Source organism: Algoriphagus boritolerans DSM 17298 = JCM 18970 (assembly GCF_900108085.1).
Taxonomy (GTDB): domain Bacteria; phylum Bacteroidota; class Bacteroidia; order Cytophagales; family Cyclobacteriaceae; genus Algoriphagus; species Algoriphagus boritolerans.
Genome location: NZ_FNVR01000004.1, coordinates 31,653 through 49,343 on the forward strand (window position 1 = coordinate 31,653; position 17,691 = coordinate 49,343).

Genomic DNA, 17,691 nt, shown 5'->3' on the forward strand with positions numbered 1-17,691 from the left:
GGGCAAAAAATTGAAAACTGTTACTTTTTGCTAAACTCAAATAATTTTCGCTTTTCTTCTTTGCTAAGCGCATCATAGCCTTTTTCAGCAATTTTGTCCAAGATAAGGTCTATTTCTTCCTGGGTTGATTCCTGGGTTTTTGCCAGTGAGCTTGGGTTTGATTTGGATGAAAAGCTGCCCAAGCCCCCGGTACTGCTTGTTTTTGCTTTGCGATAGCTGACTTTGACTTTGCTTTGGCTTCGATTGAAGAGGTTTTCGAAGAAAATACCGACTTTCTGCACCGGAACTCCCCAATCATTTCCTTTACGCAGTTGTGTCACATAGAGGTAACCCAAAAGCGCTCCACCCAAATGGGCAATTTCTCCTCCGGCATTTGCACCGATGGAGTTGGCAAAGGATAAGATCACATAAAAGGCAGCAATGTACACGATCTTGACCGGACCGATAATGATTAAGAAGAAGGTCGTATTAGGAGTGAGGGTCGCGGCACCTACCACGATAGCAAATACGCCTGCGCTCGCACCGAGCATCATGGAGCTTTCTACGGATTGGCTGAAATAGGGTGCCAGATTGTAAATCACAACATAAAATACCGCCCCGAAAATACCGCCTAGGATATACAGGTTGGCAAGTTTTCGGCTTCCGAGGTATTGGTAAATGATCATCCCAAACCAATACAAAAAGAGCATGTTGAATAGGATGTGAAACAATCCCTCATGCAAAAACATGTAGGTGAGAACCGACCACGGCTGCATGGCCAGTTTGGGAAGAAAAGCCGGCATCATCAGCTGACTCAATGCAGCTTGATAAATGTCCCCCAATCCACTGATTGTCAATAGTACACGAGCAATCAACAGGCCAAAAAACACCAAGATATTAATCGCAATCAGCTTATATAGACTGTTGTCGCTATGCCTGAAGGCATTTTTTAAATTATCCCAAAAACCACCGTACATATCAATAGAAGCTGTTTCTGTCTTTTTTCCAACCGTAAACCAATGCTGCCCCGATTATCAATCCGCTCAAATGGGCAAAATGGGCGACGTTATCTGTCGGGTTGTTTACGAATACGTTATAAATCGTGTAAAGGGCATAGACTCCCACCAAATATTTTGCTTTGACCGGCATAGGAGGGAAAAGCAGAAACAGTTGGGTGTTGGGAAATAGCATCGCAAAAGCGACCAGGATTCCGAATAGCGCCCCGGATGCACCGACCATGGGTTGATTGGATCGGAGGCGCAAAATGGCCTGAAGTGTTTTTTCTGCCCGCTCGATATACATTGGGTCCCCAGGATTCTTACTGAAATCGCCTACAAAATCAAAAACTTCAGGAGAAAAGTAACCCCGATTTTCTAAAACTAATTTATTGAAATAATCAGGATCCGGATTACGCTCAAAGGTTAAAACTTTGTCCTCTAGAGATTTGTACTCATACATCGAATAGCCTGAATACAAAACCCCCGCTCCAATTCCACACACCATCCAAAGAATAAATAATTTCTTAGGCCCAAGAAACTGCTCCAGAAGTGGTCCGAAAATCAAAAGCCCAAACATATTGCTGAACAAGTGCCAAAAGTCAGCATGCATAAACATGTACGTAAGGAATTGAAAGGGTTTGAAGTAGGCACTTTGAATAAAATACAATGCAAACCATTCATTTAAGACTGGGAATACAAAATTGGCCACTACAAAAACAAGGATGTTGATCAGTAGGAGGTTTTGTACAACCGGAGTAATATTTCTAAACATGCTATTTTCCGAAGAAGGAGTGAATGCTATTTAAATCCAATTTCACGAAAGTTTTGTTCCCAGCGGGAGAATAATTTGGGTTTTGACTGGCAAAAAGCTGACCAACGAGGGTTTCCATTTCCTGGGGATTGAGTTTTTGTCCCTTTTTGATGGAGGCCCTTCGGGAAAGTGAGCGTGCAAGGTTTTCCCGCTTGTCCAGGGAAAGCTCGTTTTTAAAGTTTTTGAATTGTTCTACTAATCCTTCAAACAGTTCTTTTTCATTTTTTACCTGAACATCAGCAGGTACTCCCTGGATCACCACGGTGTCTTTCCCGAATTCTTCCACTATAAAACCCAAGCTGTAGAGTTCGGGTAGCATATCCATGACCAAGGTGAAATCTCCCGCATTCAGTTGGACTGTAGGGGGGAAAAGACATTGTTGAGAAGCTCCTTGTGCAGATTGAAGTTGCCTCAGATACCGGTCATAAAGGATTCGTTCGTGCGCTGACTGCTGATCCACGATAAGCAATCCGGTGGACATTTGTGCGACGATATAGCTCAATTCGACTTGAAAAGTAGTCCCAGTCGCTTCGTTTTCCTGAGTTGGAATCATCATTCTCACCTCATTCGAGGAAGCTCTACTGGGGAAGGTCAGTATTTCCTGATCTTCATCCTGATCTTGGGAGACTGCAGGCCTGGGATTGGAATTGCCTTCAAAAAGTCGCTCCCAACCGGAGACAGCCGATTTTTTGAATTCCGGTGTATTGAAAGTCTTGTAGCTGTACTCCCGATCTACTTGGACTTTGGTCTCGGGATTTTTGGTCCAATTGTCCTGATAGTTCACATCCAGCGAGAAGTCCAAGGAAGGCATCACATGATGTGCGCCAAGCGCTTGTTTTACCGCTGATCGGATCACTGCGTACACCGTACGTTCGTCGTCAAACTTAATCTCTGTCTTGGTGGGGTGAACATTGATATCAATGTGTGCCGGATCGATATCCAGAAACAACACATAAAAGGGAAACTGATCATTCTGAATCAAACCCTCAAAAGCAGCGCTCACTGCATGGTGGAGATAGGAGCTTTTGATGTAGCGGTTGTTGACAAAGAAGAACTGCTCGCCCCGGGTTTTCTTTGCGTTTTCGGGTTTACCGATGTAGCCTTTGACGTTCACATGGGGTGTTTCCTCATTGCAGGGAACGAGCTGTCCCTGGTAGTTTTTGCCGAACAGGCTGACGATTCGCTGACTCAATTTTCCGGAAGAAAGGCTGAAAACCTCCAAATCCTGCTGAAAAAGTGAGAAGGCAACCTCCGGATAAGAAAGGGCTACCCGCTGAAATTCCTCCACGATGTGACGCATTTCCACCGGATTGGATTTCAGGAAATTTCTCCGGGCCGGCACGTTGAAAAACAAATTTTTCATCGCCACTGAAGTGCCGACCGGTACGGCCACCGGTTCCTGTCTTTTTACTTCAGAGCCTTCGATTTGGATCAGGGTCCCCAGTTCCGTTTCAGCTTGCCGGGTTTTCAGTTCTACCTGTGCCACAGCTGCAATGGATGCCAAAGCTTCCCCCCTAAATCCGAAAGTACGGATAGCAAAGAGGTCCTGTGAAGACCGGATTTTGGAAGTAGCATGCCGCTCAAAACTCATACGGGCATCCGTTGCAGACATTCCTTTACCATTGTCGATGACTTGAATCAGCTGCTTGCCCGCATCTTTGATGACTACCTGTATTTGGGTTGCACCTGCATCTACTGCATTTTCCAATAGTTCTTTAAGTGCGGAAGCAGGCCGCTGCACTACTTCTCCTGCTGCAATCTGATTGGCAATTGCATCCGGAAGAAGCTGGATGATGTCACTCATCTTTTGCCCGGTTTTTTAGCCTGAAAAAAATGAAAATCCCTGCCGCAATCATGCCGACATAGAGAAGGTAGGTGAAAATTTCAGGTCCGATATAGATGTAGCCGAACGCGAGCATGACCATCGCTAAAAACAGGAGCGTTCGGATCATGGCTGTTGAGCTGAATAAACTGGTATCCCGCTGTTTTATTCCTTTGTACTGCGAAAATGACCCCCTGATTCCTGTTCCATAGCCATTTAAATTCGTCTCATCTCCAGGTTGCAAAAGACCCTCGTTCTCCAGTTCCTTTTTGATCCGGGAGGTTCGCTGTTCGATCTCTTCCTTGATAGGATCGTAATACCGGGGTTTTATATCATACCGCATGGGAGAGGCGGTGCGAAAGATAGAAGGGAATTTCATACGCTATTCGGTTTTGGTCAGGCAGGCTTTGAAAATAAACCAAGGAGATTTAAACGGTGTGAATACCGTAAAACACTTATTTACGTTTTTAACCCCAAAGCCTACTTAATGTTGCCTGATCTTTGCTATATTGATACTGGAGTCTTATTTCCGATGTTTTGAAGTGACCAAAGACTCCAGGAGTTTGGTGCTTTCGTCACGCTCAAAAATCATTTTTAAAGGTAAGGATAAATAATTGATCTCGATAATGAATAAGAAGCTTTGGGGACTGTTTTCACTGGTGTTACTGCTCGGATTATTTACTTCCGGAAAGGTGGATCCATTTGTGGCCAATGAGGATCCCTTGGATAGCAATGACCGGATAGGTCAGGAGGATTGGGTGGACAGTGTATTCTCTGCGATGACCTTTGATCAACGATTGGGACAACTTTTCATGGTAGCTGCTTTTTCTAACAAAGACCAAAAACATATCGATGAAATCAGCCACTTGGTGAAAACCGAAAATCTGGGAGGATTAATTTTCTTTCAAGGAGGACCCAACCGTCAAGCCAGACTTACCAATTACTATCAAGCACAGTCAAAAACGCCGTTATTTATCGCAATGGATGCTGAATGGGGCATTGGAATGCGCCTCGATTCAGTGCCAAATTTTCCAAAGGCAATGACCTTGGGGGCGATTCAGAACCCGGATTTAATCTATGAAATGGGTGCGGAGATTGCCCGTCAGTTTAAGGAATTGGGTATGCACATCAACTTTGCTCCAGTCGTGGATGTCAATTCCAATCCTGATAATCCGGTCATTGGATATCGCGCTTTCGGAGAAAACAAAGAAGTCGTCACCAAAAGAGCCGTAGCGTACATGAAAGGACTTCAGGACAATGGAGTCATTGCCAATGCGAAGCATTTCCCCGGACATGGAGATACAGAAAGTGACAGTCATTACACCCTACCTGTTATCAAGCATGCCGAAAAGCAAATCTGGGAAGTGGATCTTTACCCCTATCAGGAGCTTTTCCGAGAGGATTTGATGTCGGTAATGGTCGCTCATCTCAATGTACCTAGTTTGGACAATGGAGCTAATATTCCAAGCAGTCTGTCCAAGCATGTGGTTACTGATTTGCTTCAAAATCGGATGAATTTCCAGGGGCTGATTTTCACGGATGCTCTAAATATGCGAAGTGTGGCCAACGTCAATAAACCCGGAGAAGTAGATCTGAAAGCGCTCCTTGCAGGAAATGACGTTCTTTTATACTCACAGGATGTTCCCAAAGCAAAGCTTCTGATCAAGGAAGCAGTAGCAAAAGGCGACATCAAAGAATCCGAAATCAACCGTCGGGTCAAAAAGATCCTCAAGGCAAAATACTGGGCAGGTTTGGATAAGTATAAGCCTATTGATACTTATAAAATTGCCGAACGCCTTAATACTCCAAAAACCGGTGAGGTAATTGAAAAACTCTATGCAGAGTCCATCACGGTAGCTGCCAACAAAAATGATATTCTTCCTTTTAAAAATCTTGACATTCAGAAGTTTGCCAGCTTGAGTATCGGTGATTCCGGTGAATATTTTAGTGAATATTTGAATAAATATACCTCCGTGGATCATTTTTCGATAGAGAAAGCGGCTGGAGAATCTGCTCACTACAATCTGATGAAGAAGCTGGAGGATTATGATGTTGTCGTGGTTGGATTGATGGGTGTGACGAACAGTCCGCAGCGTGCATTCGGGATTGCGCCAGGAGATATTCAATTGATCAGACTTCTGGAAAAGAGGCAGAATGTAGTGACCGTACTCTTTGGAAACGCTTACGCAGCCAAGGCTTTGGAGGGATTTGGGAATGTGGTATTGGCTTATGAAAATTCCAGTGAAACTCAAAAAATAGTCCCTCAGGTTCTGTTTGGAGGAAGACCGGGTAAAGGTATTTTACCTGTCACTGTCAGTGGGCAATATTCACATGGTGTGGGTGGCTACTTGAGTGACGCTGGTCGGATTTCCTACGGTATACCGGAGAGCGTTGGGCTGAGTTCGGAAACGTTGGATAAAATCGATGAAGTGGCCAATCGCATGATTATGATTCAAGCAGCCCCAGGAGGAAATGTCTTGGTACTCAAGGATGGTAAAGTGGTTTTTGAGCGTTCTTATGGGTACCTGGATTACAAGCGAACGGCTCCTGTCACTAAAGAGACCGTGTATGATCTGGCTTCTGTTACCAAAGTTCTTGCCACTACTCAAGCGATCATGTTTCTTCAGAGCCGGGGAGAATTGGATATGAATAAAACCTTGGGTGACTATTTACCTGAGCTAAAAGGTACTAATAAAGCTAATCTTCAACTCAAAAATGTGATGATTCATGAGGCCGGTTTGAAGTCCTTTATTCCTCATTATGTCAAAACTGTAGCGGCAGGCCAATGGCGGGAAGATTATTATAGCGCTTCTCTGGAACCCGGATTCAGCAGCCCTGTGTCCAATGATATGTTTGGCAGAGACGCACTCCGGGACAGCATTTGGAACTGGACAGTAAAGTCCGATTTACTTCCTAGGCCGCATAAATATGTGTACTCAGATCTGACAATGTATTTCATGCAAGCTGTGGTCGAGCGGATTGTCAATCAACCTATGGATGAGTTTTTGGACCAAAATTTCTATGCACCGCTGGGTTTGAAAACGTTGACCTTCAAACCGTACCTGAAAATGCCTTTGGAAAATATTGCTCCAACGGAGAATGATGTAGCGTTCCGGAAGCGGCAAGTTCATGGCTATGTCCATGATCCGGGTGCTGCAATGTACGGAGGAGTAGCCGGTCATGCCGGACTTTTTGGAACGGCTAATGATCTTGCAGTGATGATGCAATTGATGCTGAATAATGGATCTTACGGAGATGTAAACCTATTCAAACCGGAAACTGTGGAGGCATTTACCAAGCGCCAATCAAATATCAGTCGTAGAGGTTGGGGTTGGGATAAGCCTGAACCGGAAAATGGTAAAGGTGGGTCAGCCAGTAAATTTGCACCAAAAAGCACTTTTGGACATACCGGATTTACAGGAACTTGTGTGTGGGCAGACCCGGAAAATCAGTTGGTGTATGTTTTTCTGTCAAACCGAGTGTATCCCGCAGCTGAGAACAACAAGCTGCTGACCGAGGGGATAAGGACCAAAATCCACGACATTATCTACGAGGCAATGAAAAAGTAAGAGGCATGAGCAAGGAGAAAATGAGCCGTTCCTGATTTATTCTTCACTTTTCCTTTTGGCATCACGGAGTGATTTCAGGTAGAGTCCTTCCACCCTTTCTCTAGCCCAAGGCGTTTTTCGCAGGAATTTCAAACTGGAATTGACCGAGGGATCGTGCGTAAAACACCGAATCGTGATTCGCTCCCCGAGTTCCTTCCAGCCATAGACTTCTACGAGATGTTCGACGATATCGGCAAGTTTTACGCCGTGAAGTGGATTGTTTGGTTGGGATTCCATGGATGCTATTTTGCTGAATACTGAAAACTGAGACGGCCTACTTTTTTACAGGCTCGATCAAGTCCCACAAATTTCCATACAAATCCCTAAAAACGGAGACAGTCCCGAAAGCTTCCTCCGTGGGTTCACGGATAAACTCCACGCCCTGAGCGATATAGTTTTTGTAATCTCTCCAGAAATCATCGGTGTAAAGGAATAAAAATACCCGACCTCCTGCCTGAAAGCCGATTTGAGCCAGCTGTTTTTCATCTGCTGCTTTTGCCAAAAGTAAATGGCAAGTCGATCCGGGAGGAGATACTCGAACCCAGCGTTTGGTTTCGCTCATTTTGGTGTCTTCCAAAAGTTCAAAACCCAAAATGGTGGTGTAATAATGGATCGCTTCGTCGTATTCTCTGACAAGGATGGTGAGTTGTCCGAGTTGTTGTTTCATTTTTTTGTTTTTAAAACGGAAGAATTCTCCAATAGATGGAGAATTAGTTTTAGTTTAATTCCTAAACCAATTATCATGTACAAGTTTACCGCAATTCCGCTATTTGCCTGCCTTTTCTCTGTTTTGATTTTTTCCTGCGAAAATAAAAAGGAAGAAGTCAAAGCTTGGAGTCTCGTCGCTTCGGGCGAAAAAATCATTCTCCCATTGGATAATGAGACATCAAATGTCAGTATGGGATTGGAGCTTTTTCAAGCATTAAGCCCATTACTTTTCAATTTCAATGAGATCACCAATTCTCTTCAAATTTATGATCTAGAAACTCAATCCTTGAAAAAGGAATTGATATTTGACAGAGAAGGAGATCAGGGGGTCAATATTGCTTATTTCCATGTTCTGAGTATGGACAGTATTATTTTGTTTCCTCCTTATGGAGGCAAACTCGTCCTTACAGACACTTCCGGGAAGATTAAAAAAAGGATTCAATTTGATTTGCCAAGTGGCTATTCGACGATTTTTCCACATAACAGTTATTACGTTTCTCCACCGGTGGTAATTGGGAAAGAGCTGATTGCAAAAGTTCGTGGAGATAAGAGGCCAACGGAGTATACCCAAGATCTATTGGACAGTTTGGCTCTGGAAGCTGAAATTAATCTGGAGTCAGGTGCCTTACGTTTATTGCCTTTGGGTTTTCCCCGTGATTACCTAAGTTCGGGAAATAAACAACTGGAGTATAGTGTCAATAATCAGGGAGAAAAGAAAGTGGTTTCTTTTATGGGGGATCACCGCCTTTATTTCTCGGATCAAAACTCAAAAGAATGGAAAGCAGTGGAGGCGAAAAGCCAATTTTTGGATGATCAAATGCCTACAATTCCAAAAGATGTGGACAGCAGAGGATTTAATGAATACGCTTTTGCTAAGTCGCGTTATGAGTCCTTGGTCTATGATTCTTTTCGCAAAGTGTATTATCGATTTGCTTACCCGAATGTCTCTTTTGAGACAGATGAAGAATTAAGAGCACTGAGAAATAGCCCAGGGCCCTTTGTAGTGATGGTTTTTGATGAAAATCTAAATCTTCTGACAGAAACAAAATTCGAAGCAGGCACTTATTTACCAACTAATTTCTTTGTAGGAGAAAAAGGACTTTACCTCTCTCTGAGTCATCCTGACAATCCGGAAATCAAAGAAGATGAAATGGCTTTTGAGTTAATCAAACTTGAAGGAAACTAGTCTAATTCCGGGATTTTAATAAGCGTTCATTCAAAGCAAGCTTTAGGCTAAGTGTTCAGCTATTTTTTTTTGTATGGTTTTTTGGACTTTCCCCCAAGTTTGGCCTTTGAGACTTACAGGGTCTTCATCTTCATCTGCATCCTGAAAATAAACCATCACCTGAGGTATCGAGATAAGTAGATTTTGCGTGCTGTATTTTTCTTTGTGATTTTTGATGAAATCACTCACGGTGTAGTGTTTAAGCAATTCGGCAATATCCCAAAAGTCCTTCTTTTTACCCCGACCTAAAATCGGCTGAATCTTCATCGCCATGATATCCTGATCAGAAAAAAAGCGGATGCCATCAACCACTTCAACCGGTCCAATCAGCGGATGAGGATGTCGAACGAGATCGACTTTGACGCCTTGGATATAACAAAATATACCAAATCGGACAGGTTTATCTTCTACTATGAAATCTTCCCCAAACTCATTTCGGAGACAAGAAATCACTGCGTCATTTTCAAATCCTGAAGTTGAAAAAAGGTCAAGGTCAACAGATAAGCGGTGTCCAAATTTCAAAGAAAGAGCTGTCCCGCCAACTAATGCAAAGTTTTGAAGGCAAGGGATTCCGCAGAGTCTTTTTAATAAGGAAAGAGTTCCGGGTTCGACCGTCTGAGTTTGTAACATCTGAAATCTTCAATAGGTCGGTCAATAACTGCCGCTGCTAAATATATTCTCATTTCTGGCAAAAACTTCGCATTCAACAGCACCTCTGCCACCAGTTCATCACCATAGTATCTTCTGCAGTTGCGAATGTCAGGCACATCACCACGCTCAAATACCCGCTCGATGACAAATTTGTATTTTTTGTCATAGTCGAGATTTTCAAAATTCACATCCCAAAAGATGCGCTTGTGAAATACAGGTTTTACTTTTTGCTCCATGACTAAAGACCTTTGATCAAATTTACTGTATTCAAAATAAAAGGCCCCGAATTTCTTCATGGCTTTTGGCTTAATTGATTTCTACAGCAATCGAATTATCATCTGGCAATCGGTCAATCAATTTGTTGTAAGGGTCGATTCCTGCTTTCACAGGTTCACCTTTCACCTTGAAGGTAATGGTCGATTCTCCTGGTCTGATTTTGTGCTTTTGGATATACAGGGGATTGACACGAGTTCGGCCATTTTCATCTTTGTCTTCAGCCGCAAAAACTCCAATATCGATGTAGTCTGATTCGTATTGGGCATTTTCTTCTCGGCCTGTTTCATCGGAATAGAGTTTTTGAGATTTGACTTTCAGCGTAATTTCATATTCCCCTTCTGTGATTCGTTTGGCCTGAACTTCCTCAGCTTTGTTGTCATAAAGTGTGATTTTGTTCCAAGTGTCGTCGAGATAATATTTCAGACTGTCGGGAGTGACCGCATCGAGATGCCGGTAAAGATCATAGCTGCCCGGAAAGGGGGGCGTTTCTTTCAATCCGAATTCCTGATTGAAGGCGTACAAAGCTGAATCCATGGCGTCCTGTCCGATCAGATCCTGAAGTCCATACAGAATCAAACTTCCCTTGTAATACCATTGGTAGGCGCGGTTGGTGTTGATGAAGGTGTTTTCCTTTTTCCCTTCGTTGGATCGTCCGGAAAGGTAGTTGTCCAATTCTTCCTTGAGAAACCGCTTCATATTATCCTTACCATATCTTCTTTTTGTCAGAATCAGTGCAGAGTATTCTGCTAAAGATTCCGAAATCAAGTTTGAACCGCGCGTATAGTTTGGGGTAATCTGATGCCCCCACCATTGATGTGCAAGTTCATGAGCGGTCACATAATACACGTAGTCAAAATCATCCGGATCTTTGAAGTCCGCTACCCAACCGAAGCTTTCTGCAAATGGAACAGTATTGGGAAAGGATTGTGCGAAGGTGGAATATCGTGGGAATTCCATCAATCGCATCTGGCGAAACTGAAAGTCTCCGTAAGTTTTAGAGAAATAGGTGATTCCATCTTGATATGCGCTTAGAAAGCGATCCAGGTTGTACTTATGCTTTGGATCGTGAAAGATTTCCAGATTTACTTTGCTTCCATCAGGCATGACAGCCTCATCTCTCAACACATCAAATTCTGCTGAAACGAACGTGAAAAAGGCCTGGATGGGCGTATCCTGAATGTAATGGAAATAGCGTCTGCCATTGTCCTCCCATTCTCGCTCTAAGTATCCCGGAGCAACTGCAATTTGACTGGGAATCGTACTGACTACAGTTTCAAATTGAATAAAATCTGCATCATCTGCGAATAGTAGTGTCCTTTCTCCGTAAGGATCACGATGTTCCGGTAGATCTTCCGGCTTTGGGGGAAGTCCATATTTCTTGCGGTCCTCGTCACTGTTCATTTCAGAACTTGCAGAATACCCAATATCAGGCAACCCTCCGCTGTAGAATGTGCCATTATAGACAAGCTCCTGTCCATAACCGGAATTTGGAAAGCCAGAAGTTGTTTTTTCACTGATGATGACAAAGTTCAGCGTATCTCCTGGCATCATAGTCTCGGGCAAGGCTGTGATTTTATACCATTCCCGTTCTGGCTTTTTGCCAAAAAGCTGAAATTTTCTTGGTTTATATTCCAAAGGAAACCGATACGCAAGGGTGTCCTCATCCAGTATGACTTTGAAATTTGTCAAATCTGTGCTATTGAAGTGGATCGAATCAATCGGGCTGTCAGTTTTATTGACCAGTTGAACTTGGGCCTCAAAAAAAGCATTTCGTTCCATGGGATATAGATCTGCTTTAATGTTGACTTTGGTGGCTTTAGGCTGTGGAATTCGATCATACTTTTTCAATTGTTGTTCGTAAGCGACTAATCTTTCCTTCCCTTCTTCGGAGGTTAGATAGCCATTTTCGTAAACCACCGAATTAAAAATGTATGCCCCAGAAAGCAGTGCAATTGCGAGAAATGCAAAGGAGAGTTTAGGTGCTGGATTTCTCAATCTTGTTTTGGCAGTTTTTATTCTACTTTTCCAGGAATCTTCAATTCCACGGCTGAAGAAAATACTGAAGAAAAGTACCAAAAAGATTCCCCATGCTGTCCAGTAGATATTAAACCAGATCAAAGGGGCTGCAAAATGCCCCAATCCATTCATATCACTCCAGGTATAGCTTGGCTTGTAGCTAAAGAAGAAGAGATTAAAATCGTATTCGGCGAAATTTCTCAGGATGATCATCACCACCCAAATCCCTATGGCAGCGGCGTGTCCGGCAAATTTGTTGTTTACGACTAGGTGAACAGCAAAAACCAACATTACCATCTGAAGGAAATCAGGTAGCGAAATCAGATAACTGTCAATCAGATAGACTGGAATATTGTAATCAAAGTAGCCTTTTAAAGTCTGTACCAAAAGTCCAACGATGATTGGAAGGGTAGTCAAAACCACACAAATAAATGCCATTCCGAAAAACTTGGAGGCGATTACCACGCCGTCCTTCACAGGAAAAGTATCGTTGATGACAGAATAACCGGTTGATTTATCCCGATGCAAAGATTCTCCTGTAAAGAAGACAATGATAATGAATACAAAAAGCAGGTAATCATAGCCTTTGTACTCCATCAAAAATGAGGTAGAGGGGAAATTCGAAACACTGTAGATCGTAATACCGATCCAGAAATCAAGTATGAGAAAGATCATCCCTCCTAGCAAAATTGACCGAAAGTACACGTCTCTGAGCACATTCTGGATCTCTATTTTGGTCAGCGTGATGAAGCTTTTCCACTGATAATCTGCTGTGAAATCCGGCATTACCCGCTTCAGTAAACCAACCGGAGCAGTTTCGGAGTCCTTTTTCTCAGATAGTTTCTTTTGAGTAGTTTGGAAAAAGTAAGTGAAACTAAATCTGAAATAAGAAGCAATAAAGAAAATGAGCCCGACACCAACCCAAATAACTCTGTTCCAAAGTAGATTTCCAGTCACAGATAATAGAAAACTATTTTGCTCAAATGGCGTCAAATATCGGGTCTGAATATCAAAGGAATTCAACGCAAAAGGGTCAATCAGCTGCACCAAATCCTTATTTTCGATATCCTGGGCAAGGAAATTGGACAATAAATACGCGATGAAAATAACGATACCTCCAGAGTAAATGGATCGGATATTTCGGGTAAAAATAATCAGTGCGAAAAAGAGGGCTCCAGCCAACCAAAGGTTAGGAACGACCAGCGTCAACCAAGGATGAATGTAATTGACGAGGGAATTTGGTCCGTAGCGTTCGGCATCGGTCCCAAAAAGTGGACCCAATAAACTTCCTAGGTAAATACCCAGCAAAGCTCCCATGGAGATGAACAGGAGGACCACAAATGAACCCCAAAACCGTCCCATGAAATAACCGAATTTTCCGATTGGGTAGCTGAAAAGGAAGGTTCCAGTCTTATGTTCCAAGTCCCGGTATAAAGGAACTCCCATTACTGCTGAGGCAATCAAAATCCCAAAAAGAGATACCAGAACCAGTAAATTAGCAATGACAATCGGAGAGTTATGAAAAACTTTTTCTGAGGCAGGCGTATTTCCAAATCCAATCAACAGAAGCGGGACAATCGTCAAAAATGCGAAGTAAATCCAGGTAGCCGGTCGGCTAAACCTGTATTTCAACTCAAATAGAAAGATATCTTTAAACATGACTGAAGATTAAATAGTGATGGGATCTACTTTTTTGGAGATAAAGCTGAAGTATACATCCTCCAAATCCGCAGGCGTTGGGACAAATCCATTTCCCGGATTTTCATCACTTTCTATTCTCAAGCTGAGCTTTCCTTCAATCAGCTTGGTGGAGATCACTTGGTAATCTTTCCGATATTTCTCGAGATCACTTTTATCGATTGCCTTTTTATAAATTTTTCCCTGAACAATCGACAACCCTTCTTTCGGTTTGCCTTGCATCAGTACTTCGCCCATGCAAATGATCGCCATATTGGAGCAAAGTGTATTCACATCCTCGACGATGTGCGTGGAAAGAATCACAATGGTATTTTCTCCGATTTCTGAAAGCAGATTGTAAAAACGGTTCCGTTCCGAAGGATCCAAGCCTGCCGTTGGTTCATCCACGATGATCAATGAGGGATTTCCGACCAAAGCCTGGGCAATTCCAAATCGCTGCCGCATACCCCCGGAGAAAGTTCCGAGTCCTTTTTTGCGGTCTTTAAAAAGATTGACTTTTTGCAAAAGTGAGGCAACTAGTTCCTTTCGCTCAGACTTATTGCCGATTCCCTTCATCTGTGCGATGTGATCCAGCATGGTCTCCGCATTGATCCGTGGATAAAGTCCAAAGTCCTGCGGCAAATATCCCAGTCGCTCTCTCACGGCCTGTTTGTCCTTCAGGACATCTATTCCATTTAGGGTGATAGTTCCAAAATCTGCGTCTTGTAGGGTGGCAATGGTTCGCATGAGGGTGGATTTACCTGCTCCGTTTGGTCCAAGAAGTCCAAACATGCCCTGAGGGACGGTCAACGAAATGTCGTTTAGTGCTTTAACTCCATTCGAATACGTCTTGGAGAGATTTTTAATAATTAGTTCCATAGATAGAAGGGCTAGTGTGTTGGGAAAAATTTTAAGTAAACATCAAATCATCAAAGCTTAAGTATTTGTATTTTGAATATAAGGAATTGATTTTAAAGACCTTCCTTAAAAAAGGATAATTGCAGTCTACCTTATTTAGATGCAGAATTTCCTCCAATGGTCACGGGATTTTGGAAAAATAATCTTAACTAGAATATCTCCGAAAGTATTCTTCTGACCACATAGTCACATAGAATTCCTTGTTGATTTATTTGAAACTTTTTAAAGCGAAAAATATGAGACAGTCCAAAAAAGAAGTCGATGATTTATCCTATCAGATCATTGGAGCAGCGATAGAAGTTCACAGAAATATAGGTCCAGGATTTTTGGAAAGTGTTTATCAAAAGTGCTTCGCTATTGAGCTCGACGAACGGAAGCTGACTTTCCAGCAAGAGTTGGAATTACCGTTTTCGTATAAGAATCACACTATTGTGGGCCACTTTAGGTGTGATTTTTTTGTTGAAAATCTGATTGTTGTGGAGATCAAAGCTGTTTCCGAGATTTTACCAATACATCAAGCTCAGGTAATTAACTACATGAATCTTTTACAAATCCCAAAGGGTATTTTGTTGAATTTCAATGTCATTAACCTCTTCCACCAAGGGCAAAAAACCTTTGTGAATAGGTATTATGATTCTATGTGATCCTCTAATTTCACTGGAGATAGTTTTCTATATTTCCTATGTGACAATGTGGTTTACTGATCAAAGTTTACGATAACGAACTCTTGAATACCTATGAAAAAACTGATACTTATTCTTTCCCTAATTCTTCTCGCTGGTTTTGCAAAAGCCACCGAACTGGTTTCCATGATCCAAACTTATCAGGCGGATCGGGGAGCACTTTCCAGATTGTACACCAATCGACTTTCTGCGGAGTACTTTTCCCGGATGGAATCCTTCAATCAGGATTATTTGAAAAGTCTGCAAGCTTACAACTACGATGCACTCTCAGAAGATGGCAAGATCGATTATGTGCTTTTTCGTAACTATTTGGAAAAGGAACTGGCGACTTTGGACTTGGACAAACGGGCTTTTGCCGAAGTTCAGTCTGTACTTGCTTTTGGGAAACCTTTGGAAGATTTTGTCACTGCTCGGAGAAGAGCCAAGCAACCCAATTCTCAGGAATTGGCCGCGATTTGGAATCAAGTCTCAAAAACCATTGATGCGCAATTGAAAGTTTTACCTGCTTCAGCAAAATATGATTCCTGGCAAAAAGCCGACTTGGCCGCTTCAGCGGTGGAAAGTTTAAATCGAGTAACCAAAGAAGCTTACGATTTTTATTTTGATTACGACCCGGAATTCACTTGGTGGATGCCAGAGCCTTGGAAAAAGTTGAATGTAAGCATGACGGATTATGCCAAAGGATTGCGCGAGCATTACACTAACTCTGTAAAAGATGATGGCAGCGGAATCATAGGAAAACCTATCGGCAGAGAAGCATTGGAAAAGCAGCTGGCCTTTGAAATGATCGCCTATTCACCTGAGGAGTTGATTGCAGAAGCAGAGAAGCAATTCGCTTGGTGCGAAAAAGAGATGTTCAAGGCTTCCAATGAATTGGGTTTTGGGAATGATTGGAAAGCGGCTTTGGAGATGGTAAAAAATACCTATTTACCAGCTGGAGCTTGGCCTGAGGGAGTGGCGAGATTGGGTGAGGAAGCCATCGAAATCATGGAGAAAAATGACTGGATCACTGTTCCTGAATTGGCAAAAGAAACTTGGCGAACGACGATGATTTCTGCGGAGCGACAGCGCGTGAGTCCGTTCTTTTTGGGAGGGGAAGTGATTCAGATTTCCTACCCCACTTCCGAAATGAGCCACGAGGAAAAGATGATGTCCATGCGGGGCAATAACCCGCATTTTTCCCGAGCGACTGTCCAACACGAATTAATTCCGGGACACCATCTACAGCAGTTTATGAATCAGCGGGTGATGACACATCGGCGCATGTTTGGAACTCCTTTTTGGACGGAAGGTTGGGCGCTGTATTGGGAGTTTGTGCTTTGGGATCGGGATTTTCCCCGTGATGCAAAGGACAAGGTTGGGATGCTATTCTGGAGAATGCATCGATGCGCACGGATTATATTCTCTCTGAATTATCACTTGGGAAAAATGACTCCTCAAGAGTGCATTGACCTGTTGGTAGACAAAGTAGGACACGAATACGCCAATGCGGAAGCGGAAGTCAGACGTTCATTTGAAGGGAATTATGGACCACTTTATCAGATCGCCTACATGATCGGTGCGCTTGAAATCTATTCCTTGCGGGCTGAAATGGTGGATTCCGGTAAGATGGGTGAAAAGGAATTTCACGACCTGATCCTATCTCAAAATGCGATGCCGATTGAGATCTTGAGAGCAAAAGTCACCGGCAAACCCTTGGACAAGAATCATAAGGCGAGCTGGAGGTTTTTGGATTGAATCAGCTTTGAAGAAAAAATCGTAAATTTGATTACTTCTCAATTAAAATGGTAATCCTGTGAACGCTGAAAAACTCAAGCTGAATCTCATCCAACGAGTGATGAAGATTGAAAATACCGAAACCTTGGAAAGGATTGAGGATTTAATGATCCAAAAAGAAATGGAGGCAAGATTCCAAGAATCTTTGGAGGATATAAAAGAAGGGAGGGTTCATTCATTGGAAGAATTTAAACAAATGAATGAAAAATGGTGGAAGGAAAGAGATATGAAATAATATTCACACGCTCGGCTATTTTAAGGTACCAAAATGAAGTCTATCCGTATCTAAATTCAAACTTTGGTCGGAATAGAGTTTTCGAGATTGACTTTGAAATTTTTGAGAAAATTGAAACCTTAGAATATCAACCGCATCGTAGTTCAAGGGAGAAGACTTTTGTCGATGATCCCAAAGAGGTGAGGTTTTTGCTATACCGAGCTTCTAGAAATTTTGAACTTAAGATTTTGTTTTTTGTAGATGAATTAACCAAAAAAGTAACTGTCACCGATTTTTTCCCGACCAGAATGAATCCCACTAGGATGAAA

General features: G+C 42.6%; 15 protein-coding genes. 5 read left to right on the plus strand and 10 right to left on the minus strand.

Annotation, left to right across the window (positions count from 1 at the left end):
* Nucleotides 1-20: 20 nt before the first annotated feature.
* From C4S61_RS05310 to C4S61_RS05325, 4 genes are read right to left on the minus strand one after another with little or no spacing between them, the layout of a single operon-like run.
* The gene (locus C4S61_RS05310) at nt 21-956 is read right to left on the minus strand and encodes a rhomboid family protein (RefSeq protein WP_103923758.1); all 936 of its coding nucleotides are present in this window, start codon (nt 954-956) and stop codon (nt 21-23) included.
* Nucleotide 957: 1 nt separating this feature from the next.
* Nucleotides 958-1,749 carry a rhomboid family intramembrane serine protease gene (locus C4S61_RS05315; RefSeq protein ID WP_103923759.1) on the minus strand — a complete coding sequence of 264 codons (792 nt, stop codon included), beginning with the start codon at nt 1,747-1,749 and terminating at the stop codon, nt 958-960.
* A gap of 1 nt (nt 1,750) precedes the next feature.
* On the minus strand, nt 1,751-3,592 hold the full coding sequence (gene mutL / locus C4S61_RS05320; protein ID WP_103923760.1) for a DNA mismatch repair endonuclease MutL: 1,842 nt from the start codon (nt 3,590-3,592) through the stop codon (nt 1,751-1,753).
* Nucleotides 3,585-3,989 carry a hypothetical protein gene (locus C4S61_RS05325; RefSeq protein WP_103923761.1) on the minus strand — a complete coding sequence of 135 codons (405 nt, stop codon included), beginning with the start codon at nt 3,987-3,989 and terminating at the stop codon, nt 3,585-3,587. Before C4S61_RS05325 ends, mutL begins: the two co-directional genes overlap by 8 nt.
* Before the next feature lie 247 nt (nt 3,990-4,236).
* Between C4S61_RS05325 and C4S61_RS05330 the strand changes: the two genes are divergently transcribed.
* Nucleotides 4,237-7,179: a glycoside hydrolase family 3 N-terminal domain-containing protein gene (locus C4S61_RS05330; protein ID WP_103923940.1), complete on the plus strand. Its 2,943-nt coding sequence runs from the start codon at nt 4,237-4,239 to the stop codon at nt 7,177-7,179.
* A 36-nt stretch (nt 7,180-7,215) separates the two neighbouring features.
* Here the strand turns inward: C4S61_RS05330 and C4S61_RS05335 are convergent, their stop codons facing one another.
* Together C4S61_RS05335 and C4S61_RS05340 are read right to left on the minus strand one after the other, a co-directional pair.
* A complete protein-coding gene (locus C4S61_RS05335; RefSeq protein ID WP_103923762.1) occupies nt 7,216-7,455 on the minus strand; it encodes a VF530 family protein in 240 nt (79 codons plus the stop codon).
* Nucleotides 7,456-7,492: 37 nt separating this feature from the next.
* On the minus strand, nt 7,493-7,885 hold the full coding sequence (locus C4S61_RS05340; protein WP_103923941.1) for a VOC family protein: 393 nt from the start codon (nt 7,883-7,885) through the stop codon (nt 7,493-7,495).
* Nucleotides 7,886-7,960: 75 nt separating this feature from the next.
* Between C4S61_RS05340 and C4S61_RS05345 the strand changes: the two genes are divergently transcribed.
* Nucleotides 7,961-9,112, plus strand: a complete 1,152-nt coding sequence (locus tag C4S61_RS05345; RefSeq protein ID WP_160111205.1) for a DUF4221 family protein — start codon at nt 7,961-7,963, stop codon at nt 9,110-9,112.
* A 42-nt stretch (nt 9,113-9,154) separates the two neighbouring features.
* Here the strand turns inward: C4S61_RS05345 and C4S61_RS05350 are convergent, their stop codons facing one another.
* Genes C4S61_RS05350 through C4S61_RS05365 form a run of 4 tightly spaced genes read right to left on the minus strand, consistent with a single transcriptional unit; the run spans nt 9,155 to nt 14,650 of the window.
* Nucleotides 9,155-9,781: a nucleotidyl transferase AbiEii/AbiGii toxin family protein gene (locus C4S61_RS05350; RefSeq protein ID WP_103923764.1), complete on the minus strand. Its 627-nt coding sequence runs from the start codon at nt 9,779-9,781 to the stop codon at nt 9,155-9,157.
* A complete protein-coding gene (locus tag C4S61_RS05355) occupies nt 9,736-10,098 on the minus strand; it encodes a DUF6922 domain-containing protein (RefSeq protein ID WP_103923765.1) in 363 nt (120 codons plus the stop codon). Before C4S61_RS05355 ends, C4S61_RS05350 begins: the two co-directional genes overlap by 46 nt.
* Nucleotides 10,099-10,108: 10 nt before the next feature.
* The gene (locus tag C4S61_RS05360; protein WP_103923766.1) at nt 10,109-13,753 is read right to left on the minus strand and encodes an ABC transporter permease/M1 family aminopeptidase; all 3,645 of its coding nucleotides are present in this window, start codon (nt 13,751-13,753) and stop codon (nt 10,109-10,111) included.
* Between the two features lie 9 nt (nt 13,754-13,762).
* Nucleotides 13,763-14,650 (minus strand): ABC transporter ATP-binding protein, encoded by an 888-nt coding sequence (locus C4S61_RS05365; protein ID WP_103923767.1) that lies wholly within the window; start codon nt 14,648-14,650, stop codon nt 13,763-13,765.
* 275 nt (nt 14,651-14,925) lie between these two features.
* On the opposite strand from C4S61_RS05365, the gene C4S61_RS05370 reads away from it, so the two are divergent.
* The 3 genes from C4S61_RS05370 to C4S61_RS21790 all read left to right on the plus strand — a co-directional run bounded on the left by C4S61_RS05370 (nt 14,926) and on the right by C4S61_RS21790 (nt 17,383).
* Nucleotides 14,926-15,333: a GxxExxY protein gene (locus C4S61_RS05370; protein ID WP_103923942.1), complete on the plus strand. Its 408-nt coding sequence runs from the start codon at nt 14,926-14,928 to the stop codon at nt 15,331-15,333.
* Nucleotides 15,334-15,426: 93 nt separating this feature from the next.
* Nucleotides 15,427-17,109 (plus strand): DUF885 family protein, encoded by a 1,683-nt coding sequence (locus C4S61_RS05375; protein WP_103923768.1) that lies wholly within the window; start codon nt 15,427-15,429, stop codon nt 17,107-17,109.
* Between the two features lie 100 nt (nt 17,110-17,209).
* Nucleotides 17,210-17,383: a hypothetical protein gene (locus C4S61_RS21790; RefSeq protein ID WP_160111206.1), complete on the plus strand. Its 174-nt coding sequence runs from the start codon at nt 17,210-17,212 to the stop codon at nt 17,381-17,383.
* Nucleotides 17,384-17,691: the final 308 nt, after the last annotated feature.

Excerpts from the sequence above, each read along its gene's own strand:
- C4S61_RS05365 (WP_103923767.1), bottom strand. The coding sequence starts at position 14,650 with ATGGAACTAATTATTAAAAATCTCTCCAAGACGTATTCGAATGGAGTT.
- C4S61_RS05315 (WP_103923759.1), bottom strand. The coding sequence starts at position 1,749 with ATGTTTAGAAATATTACTCCGGTTGTACAAAACCTCCTACTGATCAAC.
- C4S61_RS05340 (WP_103923941.1), bottom strand. The coding sequence starts at position 7,885 with ATGAAACAACAACTCGGACAACTCACCATCCTTGTCAGAGAATACGAC.
- C4S61_RS05370 (WP_103923942.1), top strand. The coding sequence starts at position 14,926 with ATGAGACAGTCCAAAAAAGAAGTCGATGATTTATCCTATCAGATCATT.
- C4S61_RS05375 (WP_103923768.1), top strand. The coding sequence starts at position 15,427 with ATGAAAAAACTGATACTTATTCTTTCCCTAATTCTTCTCGCTGGTTTT.
- C4S61_RS05325 (WP_103923761.1), bottom strand. The coding sequence starts at position 3,989 with ATGAAATTCCCTTCTATCTTTCGCACCGCCTCTCCCATGCGGTATGAT.
- C4S61_RS05360 (WP_103923766.1), bottom strand. The coding sequence starts at position 13,753 with ATGTTTAAAGATATCTTTCTATTTGAGTTGAAATACAGGTTTAGCCGA.
- C4S61_RS21790 (WP_160111206.1), top strand. The coding sequence starts at position 17,210 with ATGAAGATTGAAAATACCGAAACCTTGGAAAGGATTGAGGATTTAATG.
- C4S61_RS05330 (WP_103923940.1), top strand. The coding sequence starts at position 4,237 with ATGAATAAGAAGCTTTGGGGACTGTTTTCACTGGTGTTACTGCTCGGA.
- C4S61_RS05350 (WP_103923764.1), bottom strand. The coding sequence starts at position 9,781 with ATGTTACAAACTCAGACGGTCGAACCCGGAACTCTTTCCTTATTAAAA.
- C4S61_RS05345 (WP_160111205.1), top strand. The coding sequence starts at position 7,961 with ATGTACAAGTTTACCGCAATTCCGCTATTTGCCTGCCTTTTCTCTGTT.
- C4S61_RS05335 (WP_103923762.1), bottom strand. The coding sequence starts at position 7,455 with ATGGAATCCCAACCAAACAATCCACTTCACGGCGTAAAACTTGCCGAT.
- mutL (WP_103923760.1), bottom strand. The coding sequence starts at position 3,592 with ATGAGTGACATCATCCAGCTTCTTCCGGATGCAATTGCCAATCAGATT.
- C4S61_RS05355 (WP_103923765.1), bottom strand. The coding sequence starts at position 10,098 with ATGAAGAAATTCGGGGCCTTTTATTTTGAATACAGTAAATTTGATCAA.
- C4S61_RS05310 (WP_103923758.1), bottom strand. The coding sequence starts at position 956 with ATGTACGGTGGTTTTTGGGATAATTTAAAAAATGCCTTCAGGCATAGC.